This is a genomic window from Amphritea sp., from assembly GCF_048266285.1.
Lineage (GTDB): Bacteria > Pseudomonadota > Gammaproteobacteria > Pseudomonadales > Balneatricaceae > Amphritea.
This window is the reverse complement of sequence record NZ_JBLWZV010000002.1, coordinates 91,639-117,092: the sequence shown is the minus strand read 5'-3', so window position 1 is coordinate 117,092 and position 25,454 is coordinate 91,639. Positions and strand designations below refer to the sequence as shown.

Below are 25,454 nucleotides of genomic sequence, written 5' to 3'. Positions count from 1 at the left end.
CTATCAAATTTCCATCAAATCCGCTTCTTTATCCTGAAGCAACTTATCCACATCAGCGATAAATTTGTCCGTCAGCTTTTGAATCTGATCCTCACCACGACGGGCATCATCTTCAGTCACTTCCTTCTCCTTCAGAAGATCCTTAATATCGCCATTAGCATCGCGACGAATATTACGGATAGATACCCGACCATTTTCAGCTTCGTGACGCGCTTGGCGAATATAACCTTTACGCGTTTCTTCAGTCAGCGCAGGCATAGGCACTCGAATAACAGCGCCAGCGGTAGATGGGTTCAAACCGAGATCAGACTTCATGATCGCCTTCTCAATATCTGGCACCAGATTCGACTCCCATGGGGAGATAGACAACGTCCGGCCATCCTCAACACTGATATTGGCTACTTGGCTTAATGGCACAGCAGAACCGTAATAACTAATATGTACGGTTTCCAAAATACTAGGATGTGCACGACCCGTACGAATCTTTCTCAGATTTGTTGCTAAAGCCTCTAAGCTTTTACCCATGCGTTCTTGGGCATCCTGAGCGATCTCATTCAGCATATATATCTCCTACCGTCGCATTATTATCAATGACGGTTCCTTCGTCGCTACCAACAATCAGGTTGGCAAGCGCACCTGGTTTATTCATATTGAAAACCCGAACCGGCATATCATGGTCCCGGGCCAAACAAATTGCAGTCAGATCCATAACACCCAACTGTTTATCCAGCGCCTCATCAAATGTCAGATGCATATAACGCTTGGCAGACGGGTCTTTCATTGGATCTGCGGTATACACACCATCAACTTTGGTGGCTTTAATCACAACATCCGCATCGATTTCAATGCCTCGTAAACAGGCGGCAGAATCTGTTGTGAAAAACGGGTTACCGGTTCCCGCAGAAAAAATAACAACGTCACCCTGAGCTAGGTAACGGACCGCATTACGGCGATCATAATCATCAACCACGCCGCGCATCGGTATCGCAGACATCACGCGGGTTGCTATATTACATCGTTCGAGGGCATCGCGCATCGCTAAGGCATTCATCACGGTCGCCAGCATCCCCATATGGTCACCGGTTACCCGGTCAAGACCCGCGGCACTCAAAGCAGCACCACGAAAAAGGTTGCCGCCGCCAATCACCATGCCTATCTGAACACCTATACCGACCAATTGGCCGATTTCAAGCGCCATGCGGTTCAGCACTTTGGGGTCTATCCCGAAATTGCCTTCGCCCATCAGGGCTTCGCCACTTAATTTAAGAAGTATACGTTTGTATTTGGAATGCTTATTTGAGGCAGGCATCGGTATCGTCTCCACCCAGACTGAGTTCGCACCAGTGTAACAAGAAAAAAACAGATTGCGCACCCAGAACGGGCACGCAATCTTCACAGGGTTAGATTAACCCTTCAGTTGCTCAGCAACTTCAGCAGCAAAGTCTTTATGCTCGACTTCGATACCTTCACCCACAGCGATGCGGGTGAAAGAAGCAACAGAAGCGCCAGCATCTTTAACCAACTGACCCACTTTCACATCTGGATTTTTAACGAACGGCTGTTCTACTAGGCTGTTTTCAGCCAGGAACTTGTTGATACGACCAACAACCATTTTTTCAGCGATTTCTGCAGGCTTACTAGCCATATCAGGCTGAGCCAGAATAATTTCTTTCTCTTTAGCCACAACATCAGCAGGCATGTCGTCTTTGCTAACGACCTGAGGATTAACCGCAGTAACATGCATCGCAACGTCTTTTGCCAACTCAGCATTACCGCCAGTCAAAGCAACAATCGCAGCTAGAGTACCGGTACCGTGAACATAAGCAGCAACGGTTTCGCCTTCTACAATCAGAACGCGACGAACACTGATGTTCTCACCGATTTTCTGAACCAGCGCATCACGCACGTCAGTCAGCTCACCCGCCATCAATGCTGCGACATCAGTTTGCTTATCAGCAAACGCTTTTTCCAGCACTGTGTTAGCGAAAGTCGTGAAGTTTTCATCGCGCGCAGCGAAGTCAGTTTCAGAGTTAATTTCAACAGCAACAGCATAGCTATTGTCATCAGCAACTTTAGCAACAACGATACCTTCAGCAGCTGTACGACCTGATTTTTTAGCCGCTTTCATGCCAGACGCTTTACGCAGATCTTCAATCGCCTTGTCTACATCGCCATCAGCAGCTGCCAGCGCTTTTTTACACTCCATCATGCCGAGACCGGTACGATCGCGCAGCTCTTTTACCTGCTTAGCGGAGAACTTTGCCATTTGGTTTTACCCCATCAACAATCTATTAATTCAAATTCAAAAAAAGGGGAGCAACTCAGCTCCCCCTCCCGCGTGTCTGAATAGTCTATCCAAACCGCTTGACAGTCTGATTACTCAGCAGCAGCTTCGTCGTTGTTTGCAACTTCAACGAATTCGCTTTTCTCGCCAGCTTCAACTTCAGTACCTTCAGAACATGCATCAGCAACAGCTTTAACATAGATCTGAATAGCGCGCAGCGCATCGTCGTTACCTGGAATAACGTAATCAACGCCATCTGGGTTGCTGTTAGTATCAACGATACCAATAACCGGGATACCCAGCTTGTTTGCTTCGTTGATAGCGATACGTTCGTGATCAACGTCAACAACGAATAGTGCGTCCGGCAGGCCGCCCATATCCTTGATACCACCGATAGACAGTTCCAATTTTTCCATCTCACGCTGACGCATCAATGCTTCTTTCTTAGTCAGCTGAGCGAAAGTACCATCTTGGCTTTGTGATTCAAGATCACGGAAGCGGCGGATAGACTGACGGATAGTCTTGTAGTTGGTCAGCATACCACCCAACCAACGATGATTAACGTACGGCATGTTTGCGCGTGACGCTTCTTCTTTGATGGTCTTGCTGGCAGCACGTTTAGTACCCACGAACAAAATTTTGTTCTTGTTTACAGCCATGCCTTTAACAACATCCAGAGCACCGTTCAGTGCTGGCAGAGTGTGCTCCAGGTTGATGATATGGATCTTGTTACGAGCACCGAAAATGTATTTACCCATTTTCGGATTCCAGTAACGGGTCTGGTGACCGAAGTGAACACCTGCTTTAAGCAGGTCACGCATTGTAACTTTTGCCATTATATATACTTTCCTAAAAGTTTAGGGTTAGACGTCCATGCACCCCAACTCCCAACCGCAAGCGGCACCCAAGGAGATGTGTCGGTAACATGTGTGGATTTATGAAACCTGTGTGTTCTGATACAGATTTCGAGCGCGACTTTATACCATAAAAAACAAACTTTTTGAAGCGCGATTTACAATCTATTTATCCCATCCTTTTGTTCTTAGCCGCTAAATTCGCTACAATCGCACCACGAACAACCGCCTTCATCGCTATATCCCACGCCCCAAAGGCTTACACATTTAAGGGTTTATATGAGCATCACTATCAAAACGCAGGAAGAGATCGAAAAAATGCGTGTCGCAGGCCGTCTGGCTGCAGAAGTTCTGGAAATGATCGAACCTTTCATTAAACCAGGCGTCACCACCAATGAGATCAATACGATTTGTCACGACTACATGGTCAATGAACAGGACGTTATTCCTGCCCCCCTCAACTACCATGGCTTTCCTAAATCAATCTGCACCTCGGTTAACTACGTTGTGTGCCACGGCATCCCCAACGATAAGCCACTGAAAAACGGTGATATTATCAACCTCGATATCACCGTTATCAAAGACGGTTATCATGGTGATACCAGCAAAATGTTTTATGTTGGCAACGTAGCCCCACACGCTCAACGCCTCTGCGAAGTCACTCTCGAATGTCTCTACAAAGGTATGGCATTGGTAAAACCGGGCGCCCGTCTAGGCGATATTGGTCATGTGATTCAAAAACATGCTGAAGCCAACCATTACTCGGTGGTGCGTGAATACTGCGGTCACGGTATCGGCATAGGTTTCCATGAAGATCCACAGGTGGTTCACTACGGTACACCCGGTACTGGCGTCGAATTACAAGAAGGAATGTGCTTCACCATCGAGCCAATGATCAATGCGGGCAAACGGCATGTTAAAACATTGAAACGTGATGGCTGGACAGTCGAAACCCTCGACAAACGTCTTTCCGCTCAATGGGAACATACCTTGCTGGTAACCGCCGATGGCTTTGAAGCATTAACGAAACGTAAAGACGAAACTTTCTAAATTTACCGCTGACGGAGTTATTCATGTCGCACACCGCTTTTGCCGCTGACGAGACGCTCTTTTCAGCCAGTGACTTTTCGGCCGCATTGGCGAAATCCACCTCACCGATTCCGGTCTTTAAAAAAGCCCTTAAGGCTGCTCAAGAGACCATGGACACCCGCTTTCGGGCGGGCGAAGACATTCGTAAGTTAATCTATGGCCGCGCCTGGCTGATTGATCAGATATTGCTACAGGCGTGGAATCTGTTTGATTGGCCAGACAATAAACATTTTTGTTTGATCGCCGTTGGCGGCTATGGTCGGGGTGAACTTCATCCCCGTTCTGACGTTGATATCCTTATCCTGCTGGATAACATCACCGATGCTGAAGTTCAGGATAGCATCAGCCGCTTTCTTACCCTCCTATGGGATATCAATCTCGATGTTGGCTCCAGCGTCCGCACCGTTGATGAGTGTTACGACGAGGCTCAGAACGATATCACCATCGCCACTAATCTAATCGAGTCACGCCCTCTGGTGGGCAATGCAGACTTACATATCCAGATGTATCTGCGAGTCACCTCGGAAGGCGCTTGGACCGATAAAGAGTTTTTCCTCGCGAAGGTCAACGAGCAAAACAGCCGACACGACAAAACCAATGACACCGAATATAACCTAGAGCCCAATCTAAAAAACTCCCCCGGAGGGCTGCGGGACATGCAGACCATTGGCTGGGTTGCAAAGCGTCACTTTGGTGCCACCTATATTCGCGACTTAGTGGATCATGGATTTCTAACTGAACTCGAACTAGACACCCTCAACAAGGGGGAACTCTACCTTTGGACGGTTCGTTATGCGATGCATATGCTCTGTCAGCGCCGGGAAGATCGCTTACTGTTCGATCACCAGCGCAGCCTGGCAGAACTCTTCGGCTACACCGATCAAAATGGTGCCTTAGCCGTTGAACAGTTCATGAATAAGTATTATCTCGTTGCGAAAGCAATGTCTGAATTCAATGGCATGCTGCTACAGTATTTTGATGAAGTCATTTTGCGTCACGAAGAAGAGCAGGTCATCGAACCGCTCAACAATCGCTTCAATCTGCACAACGGCTTTATACGGGTAGCTTATGAGAGCGTTTTCGAACACCACCCGTTTGCTATGCTAGAGATGTTTGTCCTGCTGGCACAGCATCCTGAAGTCAAAGGCGTTCGCGCCTCAACCATTCGCCTCATCAGAAACAATCGTCACCGAATTGATGATGAGTTTCGTAACGACATTCGTAATACGTCGTTGTTTATGGAACTACTGAGACAAGATAAGGGTGTTTCGACCGAACTTAAGCGAATGAACCGCTTCGGTATCCTTGGCCTCTATCTGCCAGAGTTTGGCAAGATTATCGGCCAGATGCAGCACGATCTATTTCATATTTACACTGTTGACGCTCATACACTTAAAGTTATTCAAAAAATTCGTAAATTCCGCCATCTCAATCAGCGGGAGAAGTTCCCCATTGCCTACCGCATTATCAATCAGTTGCCCAAACTTGAGTTGATCTATATTGCTGGACTCTACCATGATATTGCCAAAGGCCGTGGTGGCGACCACTCCGAGCTCGGCGCTGAAGATGCTATCGCTTTTTGCCTACGCCATCACTTGGGCAAATGGGATACACACTTAGTACAATGGTTGGTACGTAACCACCTGCTGATGTCGATGACGGCGCAACGCAAAGATATATCAGACCCCGATGTCATTCTTCATTTTGCTAAACAGGTGAGGGATATCGTCCATCTGGATTATCTCTATATTCTCACCGTCGCTGATATCAATGCCACCAACCATAGTTTATGGAATAGCTGGCGGGCCACTCTAATGCGCCAGCTCTATACCGAAACCAAACGCGCCCTACGTCGCGGCTTAGAGAACCCGGTTAACAAAGACGACCGGGTCGAGCAGATTCAGAATGAATCACTGGCGATCATGCAGCGCAAAGGCTACGAAGAAGACGATGTCCTACAGTTTTGGAAACTCCTCGGCGATGATTACTTTCTGCGCGAGCAACCCCAACATATCGCTTGGCAAACCCAAGCGGTGCTCGAACACGGCGATTCTGACCAACCACTGGTAATGATCCGCAAAACATCATACCGGGCGTTCGAAGGGGCTACCGAGATATTTATCTACATGCCAGATCTGCCTAGTCTGTTTGCCGCTGCAGCTTCTGCGCTTGATCAGCTCAAGCTCAACATCCAAGATGCGCGCATCATGGTGGCAGATAATAATCAGGCCCTGAACACCTATACCGTACTGACAGAAGACAATGAACCGCTGCCCGATGACGATGCGTTCTTAGAGCAGATTCGCCATCATCTTGTGGAAGAGCTCGATGACCCCGACGATTATCCAGATATCATTCAACGTCGTATTCCGCGTCAGATGAAGCTATTCGCCTACCCGACTCAGGTCAACATGAGCACTGACCCCACCACCCAGCTAACAACCCTGGAGATCATTTCACCCGACCGCCCAGGCCTACTGGCGCGCCTCGGGGGGATCTTTGTTGATTTTGATATTTCAGTCCGTAAAGCAAAAATTGCCAGCATTGGCGAACGGGTAGAGGATTTCTTCTTTATTACCGACAATCAGGGCCAGCCCATCAGCGATCCAGATATCTGCATCCGACTGCAGCAGGCCATTTGCCAACAACTCGACGAATACAGCTAGCCGTAAAAGCACACGCCCTACTCGCCTAGCGATAGGGCGTGGTCGCTAACCTAAGGAATACCCATGGACAAACAAACACAGACCGAACTCGAAGCGGCCGCCTTTCGCCGCTTAGTACAACACCTCGATGATCGCAAAGATGTGCAAAATATCGACCTCATGATTCTCGCGGGCTTTTGCCGCAACTGTTTATCAAAATGGTACAAAGCCGCCGCCGATGAACAAGGTGTAGAACTCAGCTATGAAGCCGCCTGTGAACAGGTTTACGGCATGCCCTATGCCGACTGGAAAGCCAAACATCAACAAAAGGCTACCCCAGAGCAACTCGCCGCCTATCAAGCTAGCCAAAAACCAGCTTAAAGCTGTCTATTAATACAAACGTAGACATCAAAAAAAACGCAGCCTCTTCACAGGAGCTGCGTTTTTTTAAATTTCACTCAATTATTCGTGTTAATTATTGTTTTCCCAAGCCTGCTGTACCTGACTCAAGTCAACTTCAAGAATCGTCGCATAAACATCGGTTTGTACCGGGTAACTTTTTACCACCCGCGCGCCATGAATAATCCCAGCGACCGCCCCCTGAAACGAATTATTCTGTAAAATCATATCCTTAACGGAAGTTGTGCCAGCTAAGTACTGACCATGCACCAGCGCCGTTAATTCACGATAAGCATCCAATTTTGACGCTTTCATCGCTTGCAATACTTTATGCTGCTGACTTTGGCCAGTCTGTAAACTGATCGGAGCATAACCGGTGACTTGCACCCAATTTGGTTCGAGTGGCGTATTATCGACCCGTGGCGGCAGATCAGGTAAAGCAGACACAATATCCTTGGTAGACTCAACAAAGGTTTCGCAACCAGACAAAGACACTAGCAACAACGCTGCCAAACAAACCTGAGACAGCTTCTTAAATCCAGCAGTCAACATCATCAATTACTCTCCGAGACCCGTTGCCGAGTCCCATTTTCGATTATCATCCCCTCGTCCATCGCCTTAATGGGGTCATAGCCCGGCAGCGCCCCTTCTAATCGAGCCACGGGAATATTCGTTTGCGCAGATGCCAAAATTTGTCGCGTCGTGGTGTCCAACACCCGAGCATTAATAATAATGCCATCTTGATGCTGGCTATAGGTGCCGGTCAGAACAAAATGGATACGAAAACGATTACGAATGCTCGACAGGTTCGCCGTCGATAACGGATCTTTTGCGGTGGTATTTAAACTGACTGCTCGAAAATCCACGAGATTGTAGCCATGCTGCTGCAATTGGAAGATGAAGTTCTCACTGAGTCGTTCACCGGTAGGCGTACCAGATGTTTTGCTCCCTAACTGAACAAAAGGCAAGATCGCAATCGGTAATCGCTTCACCCGATTTTCCATCAATCCGACATTCAGCTGCGCCGCCATCTGAGCCACCGCTTCACTTAACGGATCAACACCAGAAGACTCCCCTCTCACCAACCCCGTCTCATACTGGCTTAACGCCTGTTGAGCCTCAAGATTTGCCGCATCGGCTTCACGTATCTGTTCCAACGCTTGTGGATCAACATGTTGCACAGTCACAGGAACCGGCTGATTCAGCGCACACCCCGCCAACAAGACTGGACAAAGTAGTAAAGAATATCTCATCAACAGCGACACTCAGAATTAAAGATCCGTTTAAACTAACATAAATCAGGCACTTAAACAGTCCCTGCCGTATTGCAACCAACCAATAATTTGCATACCTTAGTGTATTATCGGTCAGCCAAAAAGTATGTTTAGCCCTATGATACGTATCGCCGCCGTTTTACTGCTTAGCTTTCTCAGTCTGTCACTACATGCCGTAACCATGGAAGCAGAAGGACGTGCCTTAATCTTCAATAAGGATATCGATTCCGCCCGCCAAGCCGCCATCAAAAACGCCACTCAACAGGCATCTTTGCAGGCAAGTGCGATTGTCAGCAGCACCCAAAGTATCGATCAGGGTGTACTGAGCATCGACAACATGCAAGTCAGCACTCTCGGTATGGTCAGTAACATCGAAGTATTAGATGAGAAAATACAGGGCCGGATGCTTTGGGTTAAGGTGCGAGCCGATGTCGATTTTGAGGCAGGCTGCCCTGCCGGAGTTTCCGGCCATGGTTATCAAAAATCGGTCGCTGTTACCGCGTTCCCGCTACTTTATCCACAACAGGCCAATTTAGGTGATCTGAGCAACATTCAAACAGAGCTGAGCCATATTCTTAGCAATCAGATTAACCAAACCAGCAATCTAAAAGCACTCAATGCGGGTATGTTGAATGTCCATCAAAATGTCAGCAACGCCCCGACTCGACAACTTAGTGCCGGCGCACTCACCACCGTTCTAGGCTATACCCGACAACTCGATGTGCAATACATTGTTTCCGGCGTTATCCGGGATATGACCATGTACGACTCGTCAGTGACCGACCCAAACCGCAACATTCTGATCGATTTCTATAACCGTATGGATTATCGCAGCAAGCGCCACCTCCGTACTCTCGCACTGGATCTCTATATCCACGATGGCTTTTCCGGGGCGCTACTCTTTAGTAAGCAATATACCACTGCAGGACGTTGGAACTTAGAGCCCGAAGCACGCCCTCGCTTTGCTAGCGCTGAATTTTGGCGACAAGACTACGGCAAACAAACCCGCAGTCTGATTGATCAAGTAGCCAACGACCTAAACGATGAACTACGCTGTTTACCCTTCTCTGCCCGTATCACCCGCAGTGAAAACAACCTGCTTTGGTTTAATGCCGGCGCCCTATCTGGCATTAAGGTAGGGGACAAACTGACGGTGTATCGTAAATCGAATTTCTTTACTGACAATATGCGCAGCCATGTTCAACTCACGAATACCCGTAAAACCATGACGATTACCGAAGTCCAACCGATGTTCGCCATCGGTCGGCTGGCTCAAGACGGCACCATCTACAATATTCAACCGGATGATGTTGTTATTTCTTGGTGATTAGCTTGGTAAAAATCACAGAACGGAGCCTTTAACGCCTGTTCGTAGCTAAATGGGCAATTTCGTTTTCTTGTTAGAAGAAGCAAATAAAATCAATGGCCGAGAGGTTTTAACCCTCAGCCACACACTCTAAATGACAGGGCTAACAATTATTCATCGATTAGCGGTGTAGCTCTCCGGCCCTTTCAGGCTGATATAAAATATCTTCAATGCTTACCTTAAAAGAACCGCCACCAGGTTTTGGCCATTCAATTTCATCGCCCTGAGCAAGTCCCAGTAACGCACTACCCACCGGGGCTAAAATAGACAGCGTTGTACCACTCGAATCAACATCTCTCGGGTACACCAAGGTTAATTCAAACGCCTCTTGGGTTGATTCAATAACAAACTTTACCTTTGAGTTCATCGTCACAATAGTCGGCGGCATGAGTTCAGGAGCGACCACATTCGCCCGCGCTAGCTCCGCTTCAAGCTCCGCGGCCCCGGCAAAACTCCCTTTAGGTAAAGAATCCATCAGATCGTATAAACGATCGGCATCAGAAGAAGATATTGTTATTTCAGGTCTTACATTCATAACTGTTCTCAATACATTGATAAACATCGTTGCACTAAAAAATTGGCCTAGAACTTCGCAACTAAACGAAGTAGCCAATAATTATTTAATCCGGATTTTCTGTTTAAGACTTAGATATTCGCGCTGCTTAGCTACCGATACAGCAGTAACTACAGAAAGGTATCTATTTGATAGAAAAAGAATATTTTGCAGCACTCCATAACTTTACCTGTGGATTTTTTATTAAAACAACCGTTAAAGTAACCGCTTTTTCAGCCGTTGCGAGCGCTGCCGACTGATATTCATATATTTTTGATATTAGCCTGTTTTAAACTTAATTCAAGCAATAAAATTCAGCCTAAACATAGACTCTCCTCACACCTAAAAAAACCGCCAAAAGGCGGTTTTAACTAAGCAGTTTCAAACACGGAAAACGACGTTACTATTTCTGCGTCCCACGGATATTAACTTCAACCCGTCGATTCATCGCGCGCCCAGCAACCGTATCGTTACTCGCAACCGGGTAGCGCTCGCCATAACCTCGGGACTGTAAACGCAATGCCGATACCCCGCCACTGGACAAGTATTGAGCCACACTGGCTGCACGTCGCTCTGACAAAGTCTGATTGGTTTCAAATGAGCCTGTGCTATCAGTAAAGCCATCAACATTCACGATGGTGTTATCAAATTTGAGTAACACTTTAATCACTGAGTTCAACGTGGGATAGAAGCCTTGATCGATATTGTAAGCACCGGTCGGGAACGTCACATTACCGGGCATAATCAGCCGAATTGAATCACCAATCCGTTCTACTCGAACACCGGTGCCTTCTAACTCTTGGCGCAGCAACATCTCTTGCTGATCCATGTAATAACCAATACCGCCACCCACAGCACCACCTATCAACGCCCCCGCAATAGTGCCTTCAGTACGTTTACCTTTGCCGGCTACCGCATTGCCTAGCACCGCGCCCGCAACCGCACCAATACCAGCACCCGCAGTTGCATTACTGGTTTTAGCTTGCTGAGTATAAGGATCCAATGTTTGACAGCCAGCCAACCCGATCGCAGCCGCTAAAATTACAATTTTTTTCATTATCACTCCTTTGGGTATCAGTGAAACAGATCAGCCGGTTTCAGATATGCCTGAGTACTGATAAGATTCTTAAATATCATAACCTTTTACACGGCCATTTTAAGCTGGGCGTTTTAGGTCGATCTTAGTCGTTATATTGCCAACTAAGTTCCCCTTTAGCCAATATCGTTAGTAAATTATCGTTTTTTAACCCGAATATCACCTGAGTGGTGCATTTTTACCGATATAGATCTGGTTTCAAGTTACAACAACTTATAGAATCGGTATTAACACATAAGTAAGACCTTTGTATTTCGGTCGTATCATTAAGTCCCGAGGATTATCACTTGTCTCAACTACCAGTCATTGTGGGGTTCGGCGGCATTAGCCCAGCCGGACGAAGTTCCTTTCACCATGGCTATCGCCGCCTGTTGCTCGACAAGCTCAATGATACAGACCGCAACGAGACGCTGCTCGATCTTGCAACCTTAATGGGTTTAGCAAGTTACAAAGACAACGGTTATATCGATCAAAACGGCAATCCGACACCGGTTGATGAGCTAATAGCCATTATCCAACCTCAGGTGTGTAATAGCACCCTGATTCGCCGTATCGAGAAAGAGTGTTTCGATGTTCACAGCGTAACCTTCAATAAACCGGCGACCCTCAACACCGACGGCGCTATCCGTTTCACTCTCCGTACCCGCCAGATGCCCAAAAACATTCCCGCAAACTGGAGTGTCAAAGCCCTCTCAGCCAGCCAGATGGAAGTGACGGTTCAGGGTGATCTGGACGTAATCTTTCCCGACTTTAAAGAAGCGCTCGTCCAGTCAGCCGGACAACTGCCCAACGGTTTTCAACCAGGCAAACTATATCAATCCCGCAACCACCCTCGCAATATACAGATGACCATCTTCGGTGCCTCTGATGCATTGCAATCGGTCGGTATTCCATGGGACAAAATTGCAGCAAGTGTACGCCCCGATCAGATCGGTGTTTATGCTAGCAATTCCATTGGTCAGTTGGATGATTTAGGCTTTGGCGGGCTAACAAAATACCCGTCAATCGGCAAACGCACCACGTCAAAACAGATGCCACTGGGTTACGCCCAAATGCCTGCCGACTTCATCAATGCCTATATTCTTGGGAGTGTTGGCGTGACTGGCGGCTCATTGGGCGCCTGTGCCACTTTCCTCTACAACTTGCGTAACGCAGTCAATGATATTCGCGCTGGACGCCGTAAGGTTGTGTTAGTCGGTGGCAGTGATGCGCCCGTCATTCAAGAAGTCATCGAAGGCTTTCGCTCTATGGGCGCACTAGCAGAAGACAAAGACCTGCTGGCTCTCGATAACCTGACAGCACTAAGTGCCGATGATTACCGTAAAGCCTGTCGCCCCTTTGGTAACAACTGCGGCTTTACCATTGCAGAATCATCTCAGTTCACTCTATTGATGAGTGATGACTTGGCCCTTGAACTTGGTGCAGATATCTATGGCGCAGTGCCTGAAGTCTTTGCCAACGCCGATGGTCATAAAAAATCAATCTCCGCTCCCGGCATCGGCAATTACATTACGCTAGGTAAATCCGCCGCATTAGTTGGCAGAATGCTCGGCGAAGAATCACTCCAGCAACGCAGCTTTGTCCAAGCTCATGGCACCAGCACCCCGCAAAACCGGGTGACTGAATCCCACGTTATCAATGAAACCGCTAAAGCTTTTGGCATTCAAAACTGGACCGTTGCCGCCCTAAAATGTTTTATCGGGCATTCACAAGGCACTGCCGGCGGCGATCAGTTAAACCTGTCTCTAGGTATCTGGAAACATGGTTATATCCCAGGCATCCTTACCACCCCTGAGTTCGCAACCGACATTCACGCCAGCAATCTGCACCTAAGCAACCAGCATATCGAGGTCGGCCCACAAGGGATGGATTCGGTCATTCTTAACTCCAAAGGATTTGGCGGCAACAATGCTAGCGCCGTGGTCTTAGCGCCTCACATTACCCGACAGATGCTCCTGAAACGTCATGGACAAGCGGCAATCGATCGCTATCAGGATAAACTCGTAGCGACCCAAGCCACAGCATCTCAGTATGATCAAGACAGCATCAAAGGCCTAACCCGTCCGATCTATCTATATGATAACAATGTGCTTGCCGGTGACGATCTTGAAATTAATAGTCAAGAGATCAAACTGCCAGGCTATGCCCAACCGGTCAGTCTGGATATTGAAAATCCATTTAAAGATATGAGCTAGACGGGCACTGCTTTTATCATGCAGCCTTGAGCGATTTAACCTAAGATTGATAGGAAATTACATGTTCAGAGTTATCACAGCATCACTTGTAACCTTGGCGCTGACGGGCTGCATGGACAGCATCACTAAGCCCTCTGAACCGGTCGATACCAGCTATTACACCATCGACTTGAAACATTACACCTACTGTCGTGGAAGCACCCCCACCTGTCATAAACTCAGCATGATCGCTAGTGGTGCGCTGCACCTCAAACCGATTGAAGATATTTATGACGCCAAAATCACTGGCCCCAACTATCGCAGTAGCTTATTACGCATGATGCTTAATCCAGAAGGCCCTTATCCGGTGAAAAAGATGAGCACTAACGGACGTTATTACCGTCTGCCTGTGAATCAACACACGGATACGGTGTGGCAAGCCTTTGAGAATATGAAAAGCTCTCTTTATAACGACAACGTTTTCACCAACTGAGCCGTCGTTACGTCAATAACCTCCTGCAACGGTTGCTGCCTAATCAGCGCAACCGTTTCTGCCACCATAGCGACCCGCTCCGGATAATTCACTTGTCCCTGATAACCACACAGCGGCATATCAGGACTATCAGTTTCCAATACAAAGCTATCTAATGGCAATGTAGCTACCAATCGACGTAATTTTACGGCACGAGGGTAAGTAACGGCGCCGCCAATCCCCAGCTTAAAACCCAACTTCAAGTACTCTCTGGCTTGCTGCTCACTGCCTGCAAAGGCATGCACTAAACCGGCCCGCGATAGCTTTAATTGCCGCAACTGCTTCAGTAATGGGTCATGGGCTTTACGTACATGTAACAAAACCGGCTTATCAAACCGTTTTGCGAGTTTTAGCTGAGGCACCAGCACCGCTAACTGAGCCGTCAAATCAGCAGCGGGAATAAACAGATCTAAACCTATTTCACCGACGGCCACTATCGCTGGGCAGTGCTGTAGCATCGCCTCTAACTTGATAAGACCCTCTGTAGAATCATTCTGTAAAAAACAGGGATGTAACCCTAAGGCCGGATAAAGGCCCGGATGCTCAGCACAGAGATTCAGCACGCCTTCCCAGTTATCCACCGTCACACCAGGCACAATAAAACGATCTACGCCCGCAATATGAGCGCGCGCCAATACTGCGGTAATATCCGCAGACAGTTCAGGAAAATCTAAATGACAATGAGAATCGATGAGGTTCATAACGGAAAGTATACGGTAGATAGTGACGATAACGTACCGTCAACGACTCGAGCCGCGAAAATAGCAACGCGCCCAGAAGGCGCGTTTTGTCTTAGTGCTCTCGGGTAGCCCGGAACTGCAGATCAGGCCAACGCTCTTCGGTTAAACTCAGATTAACCCGCGTTGGAGCCAGATAGGTCAACAATCCGCCACCATCCAAGGCTAGGTTATCGCCACCTTTACGACGGAACTCTTCCAGTTTACGTTCATCATCACACTCAACCCAACGAGCTGTCGCAATGGTGACCGGTTCATACATACATTCCACTTTGTACTCATCTTTAAGGCGATAAACAACCACCTCAAACTGCAACTGACCCACCGCGCCTAAAATCAGATCATTTTTATTGATCGGCTGGAATAGCTGTACCGCCCCCTCTTCCGATAGCTGCTGCAAGCCTTTCTGCAACTGCTTCATTTTCAGTGGATCTTTCGGCCGTACCCGACGAAACATCTCCGGCGCAAAGTGAGGAATACCGGTAAATTTAAGGTCTTCTCCTTCGGTAAAGGTATCTCCGATTTGAATCGTACCGTGGTTATGCAAGCCAATAATATCGCCGGACCAGGCTTCCTCGACATTCGAGCGATCGCCCGCCAAAAAGGTCACCGCATCGGCAATCTTGACATCTTTCTTAATCCGCACATGGCGCATTTTCATGCCACGGGTATAACTGCCAGAGCATACCCGCATAAAGGCAATACGATCGCGGTGTTTAGGGTCCATATTGGCTTGAATCTTAAACACAAAACCGGAAAAAGCAGCTTCATCCGGTGCCACTGGACGGGTAATGGTTTCTCGAGCGATCGGCGAAGGTGCTAACTCGACAAAACCGTCGAGCATTTCACGCACACCGAAGTTCGATAACGCCGTGCCGAAATAAACCGGCGTCTGACGGCCGGCTAGATACTCATCCTGATCATATTCATGACTCGCACCGCGTACTAGATCGACCTCATCAACAAAGTCTTCGTACAGAGCGCCCAGCAGCTGCTTCGCTTCATCAGTCGCCAACCCTTTAACTTGGATATCATCAGGGATAACACTGCCCTGACCGGGGGTAAAGACATGAATAGTATCGGTGTATAAGTTATACACACCGCGAAAATCTTTACCCATGCTAATCGGCCACGTAATTGGCGCCGCCGCAATCTTCAGCACTTCTTCGATCTCATCCAATAGATCAATAGGATCACGGATATCCCGGTCCATTTTGTTGACAAAGGAAAGTATCGGCGTATCCCGTAAACGACACACTTCCATCAGTTTGATCGTGCGATCTTCGACACCCTTAGCGCCATCAACCACCATCAACGCCGAGTCAACAGCCGTCAGGGTGCGGTAGGTATCTTCCGAGAAATCTTCGTGCCCAGGAGTGTCTAGCAGGTTAACAATACGACCATTATGGGGGAACTGCATCACCGATGAGGTAACCGAGATACCCCGTTCCTGCTCCATGCTCATCCAGTCGGATGTGGCATGACGGTCAGACTTCTTACCTTTTACGGTACCAGCCTTCTGAATCAAGTTTCCGAATAACAACAATTTTTCGGTAATCGTGGTTTTACCCGCATCCGGGTGGGAGATGATAGCGAAAGTACGACGCGTCGTGACTTCCTTAGAGATACTAGACATAGAGATCCGGTTATTGTGGCAACAGCCCTGCAAAAGACACCGCAGCGACTTAAAAATAGAATGGCCGCTATTTTCGCCGATCTACCTTAAATCCACAACTGAAAGCGAGCAACCCGGTCGAGATTACTAAGAATATAATCGTTCGTCACTCGCGAGTGAGTCAATGAGGCAATACAACAGTCTGGAAAAGCTGATCAGGCCATCTACATAGGCTCGATGAGTCAACGCAGACTAAAGATTCCTTGGCATCAAGGCGTGTGGTGCATTTAGCTCTACTGAAAGCTAACATCTTAGTCTGAAAACTTCCAAGGCTTGTCTTTAGGCACATACAAACTCGCTTTATTAACACAACGCTGGCTAATATCAGAGGCTTCAGAAAACAGGATATCACGTCCCTCGGCTACTTTTCGGCTATAGAGTGGCGTTATCCAACCGTAAAAAACCGCGTCACAACGTTGTGTTGTTTGTATTTCGGCAATATCTTCTTCATACCAATTACAGGGAAAATCTGCCACGGTCCTCAAAGTATCTTTTTGGGACAGTACATCGTAGGGGATGGTATTTTTTTCCAACAACGGATGGCTTCGTACTCTGGCGACATTTCCAACAGAAACATAGGTGTAGACCGCATCAAGAGTATCCCAGCGTGTTTTCTGATAAGGAGTATAGGTGGTTTCACCACGCTGCCGGGCATCTGCGGGGAGCATCTCACCCGTCTCTTCATAATAGCGAGTATCGGCCGTTGCCGTGACAACCTGATGACCAATTTTATCCGGCTGCTCATCAATTAACCGAGTCACATAATGATCGTAGGTAATCACATACGCGGGCACTTCACCCTCACTGCAATGAAGAGCCCCCGAATCTTCAGCATAACTGGCTGAAGCAGCGCCTAATAAGATCAACGGCAGTAGTAGTGCAAAGACCCTGTTTCGTTCCATCATCAAATCCGTTCGATAGCAAAAAAGTTATTCGATCACTTTGTAACCCGTAAAGCAGTCCAGTGCAACCAAGGGAACCATGACTGCACTCGAGTTGACGATTTTATCACTATAATCAAAACCATGCCCTTACTTGGGGCTCTATCGGTAATCGGTCAGAAAATAAAGCTGTTCTCGCCCTCTAAGACTGAAAACAGTGCGACAATCTGCCACATCCATGACCTACACCTCTTGGTTATAATTCGGCTTTCTGCCAAGCTAACGATATGAACTACACCAGCAATACCCGCCACCAGCTACTGCAGCTGAGTTATATTCGTACGATCACCATTTTTGGTCAGAGCGGCCTATTGCTGTACCTATTTTTTGGACTGCATGTCCATCTGAATTTTTGGTTGGTTGCCTTTGCACTACTGGCAATGGCCTTGCTCAATATGCTGTCATTGCTGCGGCTACGCTCTCCTTTACCGCTGACACAACTTGAGTTTTTCTTTCAACTCATTGCCGATATTGCCTTCTATGTTTGCTTGTTATATCAAATTGGCGGGGTAGGCAATCCGTTCTCAGCATTGCTATTAATCCCTCTAATTATCAGCGCGACGTCCTTACCAAGACAGTACACCTGGCTGACCGCTCTCTTGGTAACCCTAAGCTATACCCTGTTGATGCGTTTTTTTATCCCTATCACCCTGCCAGATACCGGTCACCAGCATCAAGCCGCAGCCTTATTAAACCTTCACCTTGCGGGCATGTGGTTGAACTTTATATTGACGGCCATTTTGATCACCTGGTTTGTGGTTAATATCCGCGAAAATTTATATCGACAAGAACACAAGCTAAAACAAGCGAGAGAATCCAACCTGCGTAATCAGCAACTATTGTCATTGGCGACGATGGCCGCGGGCACCGCCCATGAGATGGGCACTCCATTAGCCACCATGCGGGTGCTCTTACACGAACTTAAGCTTGATCACAGCGATGATGCCGAGCTGCTCGAGGACATCGATATTCTGCAAGCACAGGTAGAAAACTGCTCCGGCCACCTCAAACAGCTCGCTGAATCGGTGCAGCAAGAGCAAAAAGAATCTCGAGCACTGCCCGCGACACAATTTTTCAACGAAATAATGGAACGCTGGCAACTGATGCGCCCCACTGCCAAATTTAACCCACCTAAGATCAACCTCACCGGTGAGCCGACCGTTATTAGCTCTATCCCTTTACAACAAGCGTTTATCAATCTGTTGAATAATGCCGCCGATGCTTCCGCCGAACCGCTACAAATTGAAGTTTCATCCGATGCCCAACAGATACTCTTTACTATTCTGGATAAAGGGCCGGGGATTCCGTTAGAGCAAGCAGAATCCCTCGGCAGCCCTTTTATCACCACTAAGGGCAAAGGACTGGGGATTGGTTTATTCTTAACCGCTAATGCCCTAGACAGCTATGGAGGCAAGGTTTGTCTATTCAATCACCCTCAGGGTGGCACACTGACTGAAGTTAAACTCCCAGTGATAAAAGAGAGCCCGCAGCATGGACACTAACGCAGCCACACGACGTTTCCTCATCGTGGATGATGATGACACCTTCTCACGCGTACTGAGCCGAGCGATTAAGCGCCGAGGTTATGACACTGCAATTGCTAGTTCAGCGGAGCAAGCACTGGAGATGCTGGCAACATTCAAACCCGATCTTGCCACCTTAGATTTAAAAATGGGTGGCGCTTCTGGGATTACCTTGATTCCCCAGCTAAAGGCCGTTAACCCCGAGATTCGAATTCTAATTCTAACCGGCTATGCCAGTATATCTACGGCTGTTGAGGCCATTAAACTGGGTGCCACTGACTATCTAGCAAAACCCGCGGATACCGATCAGATTCTAGCTAAACTCAAAGGCAGCGCCCCTGATCCCGACGTCGAAATAGCCGATAAACCGATGTCGGTTGGCCGCTTAGAATGGGAACATATTCAAAAGGTACTGACCGAGCATGAGGGCAATATCTCTGCCACCGCCCGGGCCTTGGGAATGCACCGGCGCACCCTACAACGTAAGCTGCAAAAACGCCCGGTGAGAGAGGAGCACTGATCAGATAACTACTGATCGTCGATATATTTTTTCGCGTCAAAGGTGCGAATCCAATCAGGATAGAACACCATCATACCGGTCATAATAATGCCGTTGAGCAAGCCCTCGGGGAACGCAATGAGCGGCAATATCTGGATATATTCACTATAGATTTTTTCGCCAGTGTAGATATCACCAATCCAAAGCAGAAATCCCATACTCAGTCCGCCCGCTAGCGTTGCCGCACCGGCTCCTAAGAATGCACAAAGAAATAGATAAACAAAGAAGTTTGGCGGCAGTCGTGCTTCCACCTGCCGAAGAATGAAATAACTCAGTAAGACCGGAATCACAATGGTGCAGAGGCCATTAACGGCAAAACCATTCCAGCTTTCTTGCCCAATCAACGTAGTACCTAACAATGCCATACTGGCAGACAAAATCGCCAAATTCCAACCAAACATCAGCGTTAACACGGTAACACCTAGAAAATGAATCCCTAGTCCGGGTGTAATACCCGCACGCAACTGCCATAACACGACCAAACCAACCGTCGTCCCGAGAAACAGATGCTGTAGTTGGCGGTTACTAATAAGGGTCGACCAAGGTGCCGACCAGATCGCCGCACCAAGCAACAGAAAATATCCTACCTGAGCAAACCAAAACCAAAAGCCGGTAATCAGATCTGATGTTAAATTCATAGATTAATCCGTTAATAGAGGTCGCGTTAACCCGGGCTACCTGTTGCCACCCAAGCAGTCAAAATTTTAGATCTTAACTTAGCGTTAAAGCCGGTCGGCTGATAGTGCTTAACCACCTAAAGCAGACTTAAGCTTGCCACAGCTCATTAAAATAGCATCTTCACTACCCTTGGCGGTTGGATAATAGCCCTTACGGACACCGTCCTTCTGATAGGCTAAACGATGATAGAGTCCCAAAGCCGGCGTATTAGAGCTTCGCACTTCTAGTAGGCAGCGATTAATACCCCGATCATTGAGCCGAGCATGCACATAACTCAGCAACTCCGTCGCCCCGCCCTGTCCACGGTAATCGGGATGAACGCCAATTTGCAGTAGCTCTGCCTCATCCAACACCGTCGACAACAATGCAAAACCGTGCAATTGAGTTGTCGACCATAGGCCAAAGCAAAGATAACGTTCACCGACTAGATACGTACTGAGCTGTTTTTCAGACCATGGATGGTCGAAACAGACGGTTTCTAATTCAAGCAGCGCCGCCAAATCTGTTTCATGGAGCGCTCGCACTAACGGCTTACTCATCACGGCCCTGCTGTGTTTGCAGGTGTGTTAACAATGGCTGTAGGTCACTCCATACATCCCGCTTACAGCCAGGTAACATCATCATTTCGGTAAGAGACGCCGAAGCCAAGGTTTTAACACTCGAGCGCAAGCTGAATAACATACCCCGTAGCTGTTCTAAGGGTTCTTCCCGCTCCAACACCATCTGTGCGGCAGCCTCACCTAACAAAAGCACTGTTGCCACCGGGGCTTTTTGCAGGCTTTTTTTAAGCTTATGCTGCACCGTCAGACGCGCCTGCTCAGCCCCCTGATCGAGAGATTTACTGGCAAACATCGGCCAAGGTAAGGTGTGATATTCACTAGCACTGCCGCCGGACAACCCTAGAGAGCGAAGAATTTTATCTAATAAAATCTGATGATGGGCATCCGCCTGACCGCTATTGAGCGACGTCCGAGCCGCCGCAGAAACGGGTGGTAGAGAATCGATCACCAAACAATCCTGATACAGCATGAAGGCTAGCTTAAACGGCCGCTGCGGCGTCTGTACTGAAGAAGCGACAACATCATCGGCTACCCCATCGACAGCCGGTTCTGCTGCTGAGACAGTCATACGATTAGCGGCGGTTACTGGCTCTACGACTGGCAGTTCGGGCTTCACCGTAGCCACAATCGGCGCTTTAGGCGGAGGTACAGCCGTCATAGGCTTGCTCGGCTCGACAGGCTTAACGGCTTCAGCACTAAAACTCGCACTCAGTTCGGCCCGAGCCTGTTTGGCAGCTAGCGCACGATCGGCGGGATTGAGAATGGGAGCAGCCTGAGCGCTGTTCGCCGAACTTGCACTATCATCGGCTTCAGGCCAACAATATTCCCACACCCAATCCGGTGTCGGCCGGGCCCCCGGTAACTGACGACAGGGCAGCCAGCTGACAATACCCAACGTTTCCAGATACTGATTGCGCAGTGACTGCTCCATTTTTTTTCCTTTTGTGCTGAGTTAACCCAGCAGCTGAGTTAAAGGCAGGTTAAACCTGTGGATGTGCTTTTTCGACAGTGGATTCCAGCATATTTAACGCATGGATATACGCCTTAGCTGACGCGATAATAATATCAGTATCGGCCCCCAAGCCATTGACGATACGGCCACCTTTTTCCAACCGTACGGTTACTTCACCCTGAGAATCCGTGCCACTGGTAATCGCGTTAACCGAATACAGCTCCAATGAGGCGCCCGATGCCACAATCAACTCAATCGCTTTAAACGCAGCGTCTACTGGACCACTCCCCTCCGCCTCGGCGGTCTGTTCGGTATCATTCATCGATACGGTCACTTTAGCCAATGGCACTTCGCCGGTCTGAGAGTTCACTGATAGGCTGCTCAGTTTAAACTTCTCGTAATGAGATGCGCGCGTATCACTAACCAACGCCTGTAAATCTTCATCGAAGATTTCATGCTTTTTGTCGGCCAGATCTTTGAAACGCGCAAACGCGGTGTTCAGTTCAGCATCGGATTCAAACGTAGTACCCAACTCTTCTAAACGAGAACGAAACGCGCTACGGCCCGAATGTTTACCCATCACCATCTTATTGGCATTCCAGCCAACATCTTGCGCGGTCATAATCTCATAGGTTTCACGGTGTTTCAGCACGCCATCCTGATGGATACCGGACTCATGGGCAAACGCATTCGCCCCGACAATCGCCTTGTTCGGCTGTACTGGGAAACCCGTCACACTGGATACTAGACGGGAGGCAGGCACGATCTGGGTGGTATCAATACCGGTATGTAAACCCAGCACATCCTGACGAGTACGCAGCGCCATGACGATCTCTTCCAGAGACGCATTACCCGCCCGCTCACCCAAGCCGTTAATGGTACATTCCACCTGTCGAGCACCGGCCGTCACCGCCGCCAATGAATTCGCCACCGCCAAGCCTAAATCATTATGGCAATGCACCGAAAAAACCGCTTTATCGGCATTGGGAATACGGCTAAGCAGCTGTGTGATGGTATGACCAAACTCGTCTGGCACCGCATAGCCAACCGTATCAGGGATATTGATCGTACGGGCACCCGCATCAATGACCTTCTCGATAATTCGACACATGAAATCCAGATCAGAGCGGCTGGCATCTTCCAGAGAGAACTCCACGTCGCTGATTAGGTTACGCGCGCGTTTAACGGCATAAACCGCTTGCTCAACAACCTTATCGGGATCCATCTGCAATTTATATTTCATATGGATAGGCGAGGTAGCGATAAAGGTATGAATACGGCCAGAGTTAGCGTTCACTAACGCCTCACCTGCTCGATCGATATCGGCATCCAATGCCCGAGATAGAGAACAGATAGTGCTGTCTTTAATGGTATCGGCAATCGCTTTAACCGAGGCGAAGTCCCCTGGAGAGGCGATCGCAAAACCCGCTTCAATCACATCGACCCGCATCTTTTCCAGCTGTTTAGCAATTCGCAGCTTCTCTTCCCGGGTCATGGACGCACCGGGGCTCTGCTCCCCATCACGCAACGTTGTATCAAAAATAATTACACGGTTATTATCGGTCATGACCGGACTCCAAAACTGATTAACGACGGCGATACGCAGCGCTGTAAACAGGCGGCATGGCTAAGCCGGAAAAGGGATCAACAGGTGGCGGGACGGAATGTTGCAAAGGTAAAAATTTGCCGGAAAATCAGGGCCGCATCCACTATATTATCAATTAGTGACTAATATAACTTTCTGATGGCTATTTGCAACTCAATGACGTACAAATAAATGCCTGTCAGCCTCTAAATCAAAGGGATACAGCCGATGAGTAAGCCCGGTGTTAGCAACCAGAATTCAGCCACACGTTTCGATCAAGCCGTCGACCGCCATACCACTTCCAGTCAAAAATGGGAAAAATACCGCGATACCGATATTTTACCTATGTGGGTGGCCGATACCGATTTCATGGCCCCGCCAGCGGTGATCGAAGCCCTGCAGGCACGGGTGGATCATGGCATCTTTGGTTACACCGACACGCCGGCCGAGCTTAACCGGCTAGTGATTGAGCGGATGCAAACGCTTTACCAATGGTCGATTAGCGAAGAGTGGCTCGTTTGGCTACCGGGGCTCGTGTGCGGCCTTAACCTTGCCTGCCGCAGCGTCGGCGTGAGTCAAGATGAAGTCGCCACCGCTAAGCCGGTTTACCCTCCTTTTATGTCGGCACCGCGTTTATCTGATCGCCGCTTAATCACCGTGCCGATGGTTGAACAGCAACAACGTTGGCTAATCGATTTTGATGCCCTAGAACAGTCCATCACCGACACCTCCTCGCTGTTACTCTTTTGCAACCCCCATAATCCGGGCGGCACCGTCTACCGCCAAGAAGAGCTGCAACGACTCGCGGATATCTGTCTGAAACATGGGCTTACCGTCTGTTCCGACGAGATTCACTGTGATCTGATTATGGAGCCAAGCCTAAAACATACGCCCCTTGGCTCACTCAATACAGAGATCGCTGCCAAAACTATCACCCTGATGGCCCCCAGCAAAACCTTTAATATTGCCGGGCTCGGCTGCTCCTTTGCCATTATTCCTGATCCACAGCTACGCAAACAGTTCCAACAGATACGTAAAGGGATCGTGCCCGACGTTAACCTATTGGGTTACACCGCAACGATGGCGGCTTACAAAGAGGGCGGCGACTGGCATCAGCAACAACTGGATTACCTCAAAGGCAACCGTGACTACCTGACCAAAGAGATCAATCAGATACCAGGCCTACGGCTCAACCCTGTGGAGGCCACCTATCTGGCTTGGATCGATGTATCGGCTGCGAAATTAGAAAACCCTGCTCACTTCTTCGAGCAAGCAGGGGTAGGGATGTCGCCGGGACGGGATTTCGGCGATGAACGCTTTATGCGACTCAACTTCGGTTGCCCACGCAGTATGTTAATTGAAGCCGTTGATCGGATTCGCCGCGCGATGCTGAGCCATTTGCCTAGCGGGTGAATACTACCGTTCTAAAATAGCGGAGTTGATAGAAGCAACCCCTGTTAATTTGATATGCCAACAAAAAGCCTCTAATTCAGAGGCTTTTCTATCTAATCAACCAAGGCCGCCAGTGTTCTTGCTGGCTATATCGATAAACTCGTTATATTCATTAACTGATTAGATCTTGGATTGGCAATAACCTTTCCCTTTCCCATTCCCTGTACTAATCCATTCACATGTATTTTTATCATTGTAGTTTTTACAAGAACCGAAGTTTCCTATTGCAGCACACTCATCTACTGGAACAACTGGGTCAGTTTCATCATCCGATGTTCCTGCATCATCCGATGTCGCTGCATCATCCGATGCTCCTGCATCATCCGATGTTCCTGCATCATCCGATGTTCCTGCATCATCTGATGTTCCTGCATCATCCGATGTTCCTGTATCACTCGATGTACCCGTATCATCTGTTGGGCCGGTATCACCTGTTGAGCCGGTATCACCTGTTGAGCCGGTATCACCTGTTGAGCCAGTATCACCTGTTGAGCCGGTATCGCCTGTTGAGCCGGTATCGCCTGTT

The 25,454-nt window shown here is 48.4% G+C and carries 25 protein-coding genes; 9 read left to right on the top strand and 16 right to left on the bottom strand.

From position 1 onward, the window contains the following. Positions 1–3: 3 nt before the first annotated feature. The 4 genes from frr to rpsB all read right to left on the bottom strand — a co-directional run bounded on the left by frr (position 4) and on the right by rpsB (position 3,120). Complete coding sequence (frr, locus tag ACN0T0_RS04115) at positions 4–561, bottom strand: ribosome recycling factor (RefSeq protein WP_417223619.1); 558 nt, start codon at positions 559–561, stop codon at positions 4–6. Further along, complete coding sequence (pyrH, locus tag ACN0T0_RS04110; protein ID WP_215951329.1) at positions 551–1,309, bottom strand: UMP kinase; 759 nt, start codon at positions 1,307–1,309, stop codon at positions 551–553. The genes frr and pyrH overlap by 11 nt, the downstream gene beginning before the upstream one ends. A 96-nt stretch (positions 1,310–1,405) precedes the next feature. After that, a complete protein-coding gene (gene tsf / locus ACN0T0_RS04105) occupies positions 1,406–2,266 on the bottom strand; it encodes a translation elongation factor Ts (RefSeq protein ID WP_417223618.1) in 861 nt (286 codons plus the stop codon). 110 nt (positions 2,267–2,376) lie between these two features. Then, the gene (gene rpsB, locus ACN0T0_RS04100; protein WP_417223617.1) at positions 2,377–3,120 is read right to left on the bottom strand and encodes a 30S ribosomal protein S2; all 744 of its coding nucleotides are present in this window, start codon (positions 3,118–3,120) and stop codon (positions 2,377–2,379) included. 297 nt (positions 3,121–3,417) lie between these two features. On the opposite strand from rpsB, the gene map reads away from it, so the two are divergent. The 3 genes from map to ACN0T0_RS04085 all read left to right on the top strand — a co-directional run bounded on the left by map (position 3,418) and on the right by ACN0T0_RS04085 (position 7,253). Beyond that, positions 3,418–4,188, top strand: a complete 771-nt coding sequence (gene map / locus ACN0T0_RS04095; RefSeq protein WP_417223616.1) for a type I methionyl aminopeptidase — start codon at positions 3,418–3,420, stop codon at positions 4,186–4,188. A 23-nt stretch (positions 4,189–4,211) separates the two neighbouring features. Next, a complete protein-coding gene (locus tag ACN0T0_RS04090) occupies positions 4,212–6,893 on the top strand; it encodes a [protein-PII] uridylyltransferase (RefSeq protein ID WP_417223615.1) in 2,682 nt (893 codons plus the stop codon). Between the two features lie 63 nt (positions 6,894–6,956). Next, positions 6,957–7,253 carry a DUF1244 domain-containing protein gene (locus ACN0T0_RS04085; RefSeq protein WP_417223613.1) on the top strand — a complete coding sequence of 99 codons (297 nt, stop codon included), beginning with the start codon at positions 6,957–6,959 and terminating at the stop codon, positions 7,251–7,253. A gap of 90 nt (positions 7,254–7,343) precedes the next feature. Here the strand turns inward: ACN0T0_RS04085 and ACN0T0_RS04080 are convergent, their stop codons facing one another. Together ACN0T0_RS04080 and ACN0T0_RS04075 are read right to left on the bottom strand one after the other, a co-directional pair. Next, positions 7,344–7,826 carry an LPP20 family lipoprotein gene (locus ACN0T0_RS04080; protein WP_417223612.1) on the bottom strand — a complete coding sequence of 161 codons (483 nt, stop codon included), beginning with the start codon at positions 7,824–7,826 and terminating at the stop codon, positions 7,344–7,346. Next, complete coding sequence (locus ACN0T0_RS04075) at positions 7,826–8,524, bottom strand: FlgO family outer membrane protein (protein ID WP_417223611.1); 699 nt, start codon at positions 8,522–8,524, stop codon at positions 7,826–7,828. Before ACN0T0_RS04075 ends, ACN0T0_RS04080 begins: the two co-directional genes overlap by 1 nt. Positions 8,525–8,663: 139 nt before the next feature. Here ACN0T0_RS04075 and ACN0T0_RS04070 point away from each other — a divergent pair, with 139 nt between their 5' ends. Beyond that, complete coding sequence (locus ACN0T0_RS04070; RefSeq protein WP_417223609.1) at positions 8,664–9,872, top strand: flagellar assembly protein T N-terminal domain-containing protein; 1,209 nt, start codon at positions 8,664–8,666, stop codon at positions 9,870–9,872. A 160-nt stretch (positions 9,873–10,032) separates the two neighbouring features. Here ACN0T0_RS04070 and rnk read toward each other — a convergent pair whose 3' ends face one another. Together rnk and ACN0T0_RS04060 are read right to left on the bottom strand one after the other, a co-directional pair. Next, positions 10,033–10,446, bottom strand: coding sequence for a nucleoside diphosphate kinase regulator (rnk, locus tag ACN0T0_RS04065; RefSeq protein WP_417223608.1), 414 nt, complete (start codon positions 10,444–10,446; stop codon positions 10,033–10,035). Between the two features lie 421 nt (positions 10,447–10,867). Beyond that, positions 10,868–11,521: an OmpA family protein gene (locus ACN0T0_RS04060; protein WP_417223606.1), complete on the bottom strand. Its 654-nt coding sequence runs from the start codon at positions 11,519–11,521 to the stop codon at positions 10,868–10,870. Positions 11,522–11,847: 326 nt separating this feature from the next. On the opposite strand from ACN0T0_RS04060, the gene ACN0T0_RS04055 reads away from it, so the two are divergent. Together ACN0T0_RS04055 and ACN0T0_RS04050 are read left to right on the top strand one after the other, a co-directional pair. Then, positions 11,848–13,755 carry a beta-ketoacyl synthase gene (locus ACN0T0_RS04055; protein WP_417223604.1) on the top strand — a complete coding sequence of 636 codons (1,908 nt, stop codon included), beginning with the start codon at positions 11,848–11,850 and terminating at the stop codon, positions 13,753–13,755. A 61-nt stretch (positions 13,756–13,816) separates the two neighbouring features. Further along, positions 13,817–14,227 carry a hypothetical protein gene (locus ACN0T0_RS04050; protein ID WP_417223603.1) on the top strand — a complete coding sequence of 137 codons (411 nt, stop codon included), beginning with the start codon at positions 13,817–13,819 and terminating at the stop codon, positions 14,225–14,227. Here the strand turns inward: ACN0T0_RS04050 and ACN0T0_RS04045 are convergent. The 3 genes from ACN0T0_RS04045 to ACN0T0_RS04035 form a co-directional block, all read right to left on the bottom strand. Next, entirely contained in the window at positions 14,200–14,967 is a 768-nt protein-coding gene (locus ACN0T0_RS04045; RefSeq protein ID WP_417223602.1) for a TatD family hydrolase, read from the bottom strand. The genes ACN0T0_RS04050 and ACN0T0_RS04045 overlap by 28 nt on opposite strands. A 91-nt stretch (positions 14,968–15,058) precedes the next feature. After that, the gene (locus ACN0T0_RS04040) at positions 15,059–16,639 is read right to left on the bottom strand and encodes a peptide chain release factor 3 (protein WP_417223601.1); all 1,581 of its coding nucleotides are present in this window, start codon (positions 16,637–16,639) and stop codon (positions 15,059–15,061) included. 290 nt (positions 16,640–16,929) lie between these two features. Next, a complete protein-coding gene (locus ACN0T0_RS04035; RefSeq protein WP_417223600.1) occupies positions 16,930–17,580 on the bottom strand; it encodes a hypothetical protein in 651 nt (216 codons plus the stop codon). Between the two features lie 266 nt (positions 17,581–17,846). On the opposite strand from ACN0T0_RS04035, the gene ACN0T0_RS04030 reads away from it, so the two are divergent. Both ACN0T0_RS04030 and ACN0T0_RS04025 read left to right on the top strand, forming a co-directional pair. Further along, a complete protein-coding gene (locus tag ACN0T0_RS04030; protein ID WP_417223599.1) occupies positions 17,847–19,121 on the top strand; it encodes an ATP-binding protein in 1,275 nt (424 codons plus the stop codon). Next, entirely contained in the window at positions 19,111–19,662 is a 552-nt protein-coding gene (locus ACN0T0_RS04025) for a response regulator transcription factor (RefSeq protein WP_417223598.1), read from the top strand. The genes ACN0T0_RS04030 and ACN0T0_RS04025 overlap by 11 nt, the downstream gene beginning before the upstream one ends. 8 nt (positions 19,663–19,670) lie before the next feature. Here the strand turns inward: ACN0T0_RS04025 and ACN0T0_RS04020 are convergent, their stop codons facing one another. The 4 genes from ACN0T0_RS04020 to ACN0T0_RS04005 form a co-directional block, all read right to left on the bottom strand. Continuing rightward, entirely contained in the window at positions 19,671–20,339 is a 669-nt protein-coding gene (locus ACN0T0_RS04020) for an energy-coupling factor ABC transporter permease (protein ID WP_417223597.1), read from the bottom strand. Between the two features lie 108 nt (positions 20,340–20,447). Then, complete coding sequence (gene rimI, locus ACN0T0_RS04015) at positions 20,448–20,918, bottom strand: ribosomal protein S18-alanine N-acetyltransferase (RefSeq protein ID WP_417223596.1); 471 nt, start codon at positions 20,916–20,918, stop codon at positions 20,448–20,450. Next, positions 20,911–21,870, bottom strand: coding sequence for a hypothetical protein (locus ACN0T0_RS04010; protein ID WP_417223595.1), 960 nt, complete (start codon positions 21,868–21,870; stop codon positions 20,911–20,913). Before ACN0T0_RS04010 ends, rimI begins: the two co-directional genes overlap by 8 nt. 49 nt (positions 21,871–21,919) lie before the next feature. Continuing rightward, positions 21,920–23,458, bottom strand: a complete 1,539-nt coding sequence (locus ACN0T0_RS04005) for a 2-isopropylmalate synthase (RefSeq protein WP_417223593.1) — start codon at positions 23,456–23,458, stop codon at positions 21,920–21,922. A 246-nt stretch (positions 23,459–23,704) separates the two neighbouring features. On the opposite strand from ACN0T0_RS04005, the gene ACN0T0_RS04000 reads away from it, so the two are divergent. Next, positions 23,705–24,889 carry a MalY/PatB family protein gene (locus ACN0T0_RS04000; RefSeq protein ID WP_417223592.1) on the top strand — a complete coding sequence of 395 codons (1,185 nt, stop codon included), beginning with the start codon at positions 23,705–23,707 and terminating at the stop codon, positions 24,887–24,889. Between the two features lie 278 nt (positions 24,890–25,167). Here the strand turns inward: ACN0T0_RS04000 and ACN0T0_RS03995 are convergent. Beyond that, positions 25,168–25,454: hypothetical protein (locus ACN0T0_RS03995; RefSeq protein ID WP_417223590.1), on the bottom strand; the 287-nt coding region annotated here is incomplete at its 5' end.

Excerpts from the sequence above, each read along its gene's own strand:
- frr (WP_417223619.1), bottom strand. The coding sequence starts at position 561 with ATGCTGAATGAGATCGCTCAGGATGCCCAAGAACGCATGGGTAAAAGC.
- pyrH (WP_215951329.1), bottom strand. The coding sequence starts at position 1,309 with ATGCCTGCCTCAAATAAGCATTCCAAATACAAACGTATACTTCTTAAA.
- tsf (WP_417223618.1), bottom strand. The coding sequence starts at position 2,266 with ATGGCAAAGTTCTCCGCTAAGCAGGTAAAAGAGCTGCGCGATCGTACC.
- rpsB (WP_417223617.1), bottom strand. The coding sequence starts at position 3,120 with ATGGCAAAAGTTACAATGCGTGACCTGCTTAAAGCAGGTGTTCACTTC.
- map (WP_417223616.1), top strand. The coding sequence starts at position 3,418 with ATGAGCATCACTATCAAAACGCAGGAAGAGATCGAAAAAATGCGTGTC.
- ACN0T0_RS04090 (WP_417223615.1), top strand. The coding sequence starts at position 4,212 with ATGTCGCACACCGCTTTTGCCGCTGACGAGACGCTCTTTTCAGCCAGT.
- ACN0T0_RS04085 (WP_417223613.1), top strand. The coding sequence starts at position 6,957 with ATGGACAAACAAACACAGACCGAACTCGAAGCGGCCGCCTTTCGCCGC.
- ACN0T0_RS04080 (WP_417223612.1), bottom strand. The coding sequence starts at position 7,826 with ATGATGTTGACTGCTGGATTTAAGAAGCTGTCTCAGGTTTGTTTGGCA.
- ACN0T0_RS04075 (WP_417223611.1), bottom strand. The coding sequence starts at position 8,524 with ATGAGATATTCTTTACTACTTTGTCCAGTCTTGTTGGCGGGGTGTGCG.
- ACN0T0_RS04070 (WP_417223609.1), top strand. The coding sequence starts at position 8,664 with ATGATACGTATCGCCGCCGTTTTACTGCTTAGCTTTCTCAGTCTGTCA.
- rnk (WP_417223608.1), bottom strand. The coding sequence starts at position 10,446 with ATGAATGTAAGACCTGAAATAACAATATCTTCTTCTGATGCCGATCGT.
- ACN0T0_RS04060 (WP_417223606.1), bottom strand. The coding sequence starts at position 11,521 with ATGAAAAAAATTGTAATTTTAGCGGCTGCGATCGGGTTGGCTGGCTGT.
- ACN0T0_RS04050 (WP_417223603.1), top strand. The coding sequence starts at position 13,817 with ATGTTCAGAGTTATCACAGCATCACTTGTAACCTTGGCGCTGACGGGC.
- ACN0T0_RS04045 (WP_417223602.1), bottom strand. The coding sequence starts at position 14,967 with ATGAACCTCATCGATTCTCATTGTCATTTAGATTTTCCTGAACTGTCT.
- ACN0T0_RS04040 (WP_417223601.1), bottom strand. The coding sequence starts at position 16,639 with ATGTCTAGTATCTCTAAGGAAGTCACGACGCGTCGTACTTTCGCTATC.
- ACN0T0_RS04035 (WP_417223600.1), bottom strand. The coding sequence starts at position 17,580 with ATGGAACGAAACAGGGTCTTTGCACTACTACTGCCGTTGATCTTATTA.
- ACN0T0_RS04030 (WP_417223599.1), top strand. The coding sequence starts at position 17,847 with ATGAACTACACCAGCAATACCCGCCACCAGCTACTGCAGCTGAGTTAT.
- ACN0T0_RS04025 (WP_417223598.1), top strand. The coding sequence starts at position 19,111 with ATGGACACTAACGCAGCCACACGACGTTTCCTCATCGTGGATGATGAT.
- ACN0T0_RS04020 (WP_417223597.1), bottom strand. The coding sequence starts at position 20,339 with ATGAATTTAACATCAGATCTGATTACCGGCTTTTGGTTTTGGTTTGCT.
- rimI (WP_417223596.1), bottom strand. The coding sequence starts at position 20,918 with ATGAGTAAGCCGTTAGTGCGAGCGCTCCATGAAACAGATTTGGCGGCG.
- ACN0T0_RS04010 (WP_417223595.1), bottom strand. The coding sequence starts at position 21,870 with ATGGAGCAGTCACTGCGCAATCAGTATCTGGAAACGTTGGGTATTGTC.
- ACN0T0_RS04005 (WP_417223593.1), bottom strand. The coding sequence starts at position 23,458 with ATGACCGATAATAACCGTGTAATTATTTTTGATACAACGTTGCGTGAT.
- ACN0T0_RS04000 (WP_417223592.1), top strand. The coding sequence starts at position 23,705 with ATGAGTAAGCCCGGTGTTAGCAACCAGAATTCAGCCACACGTTTCGAT.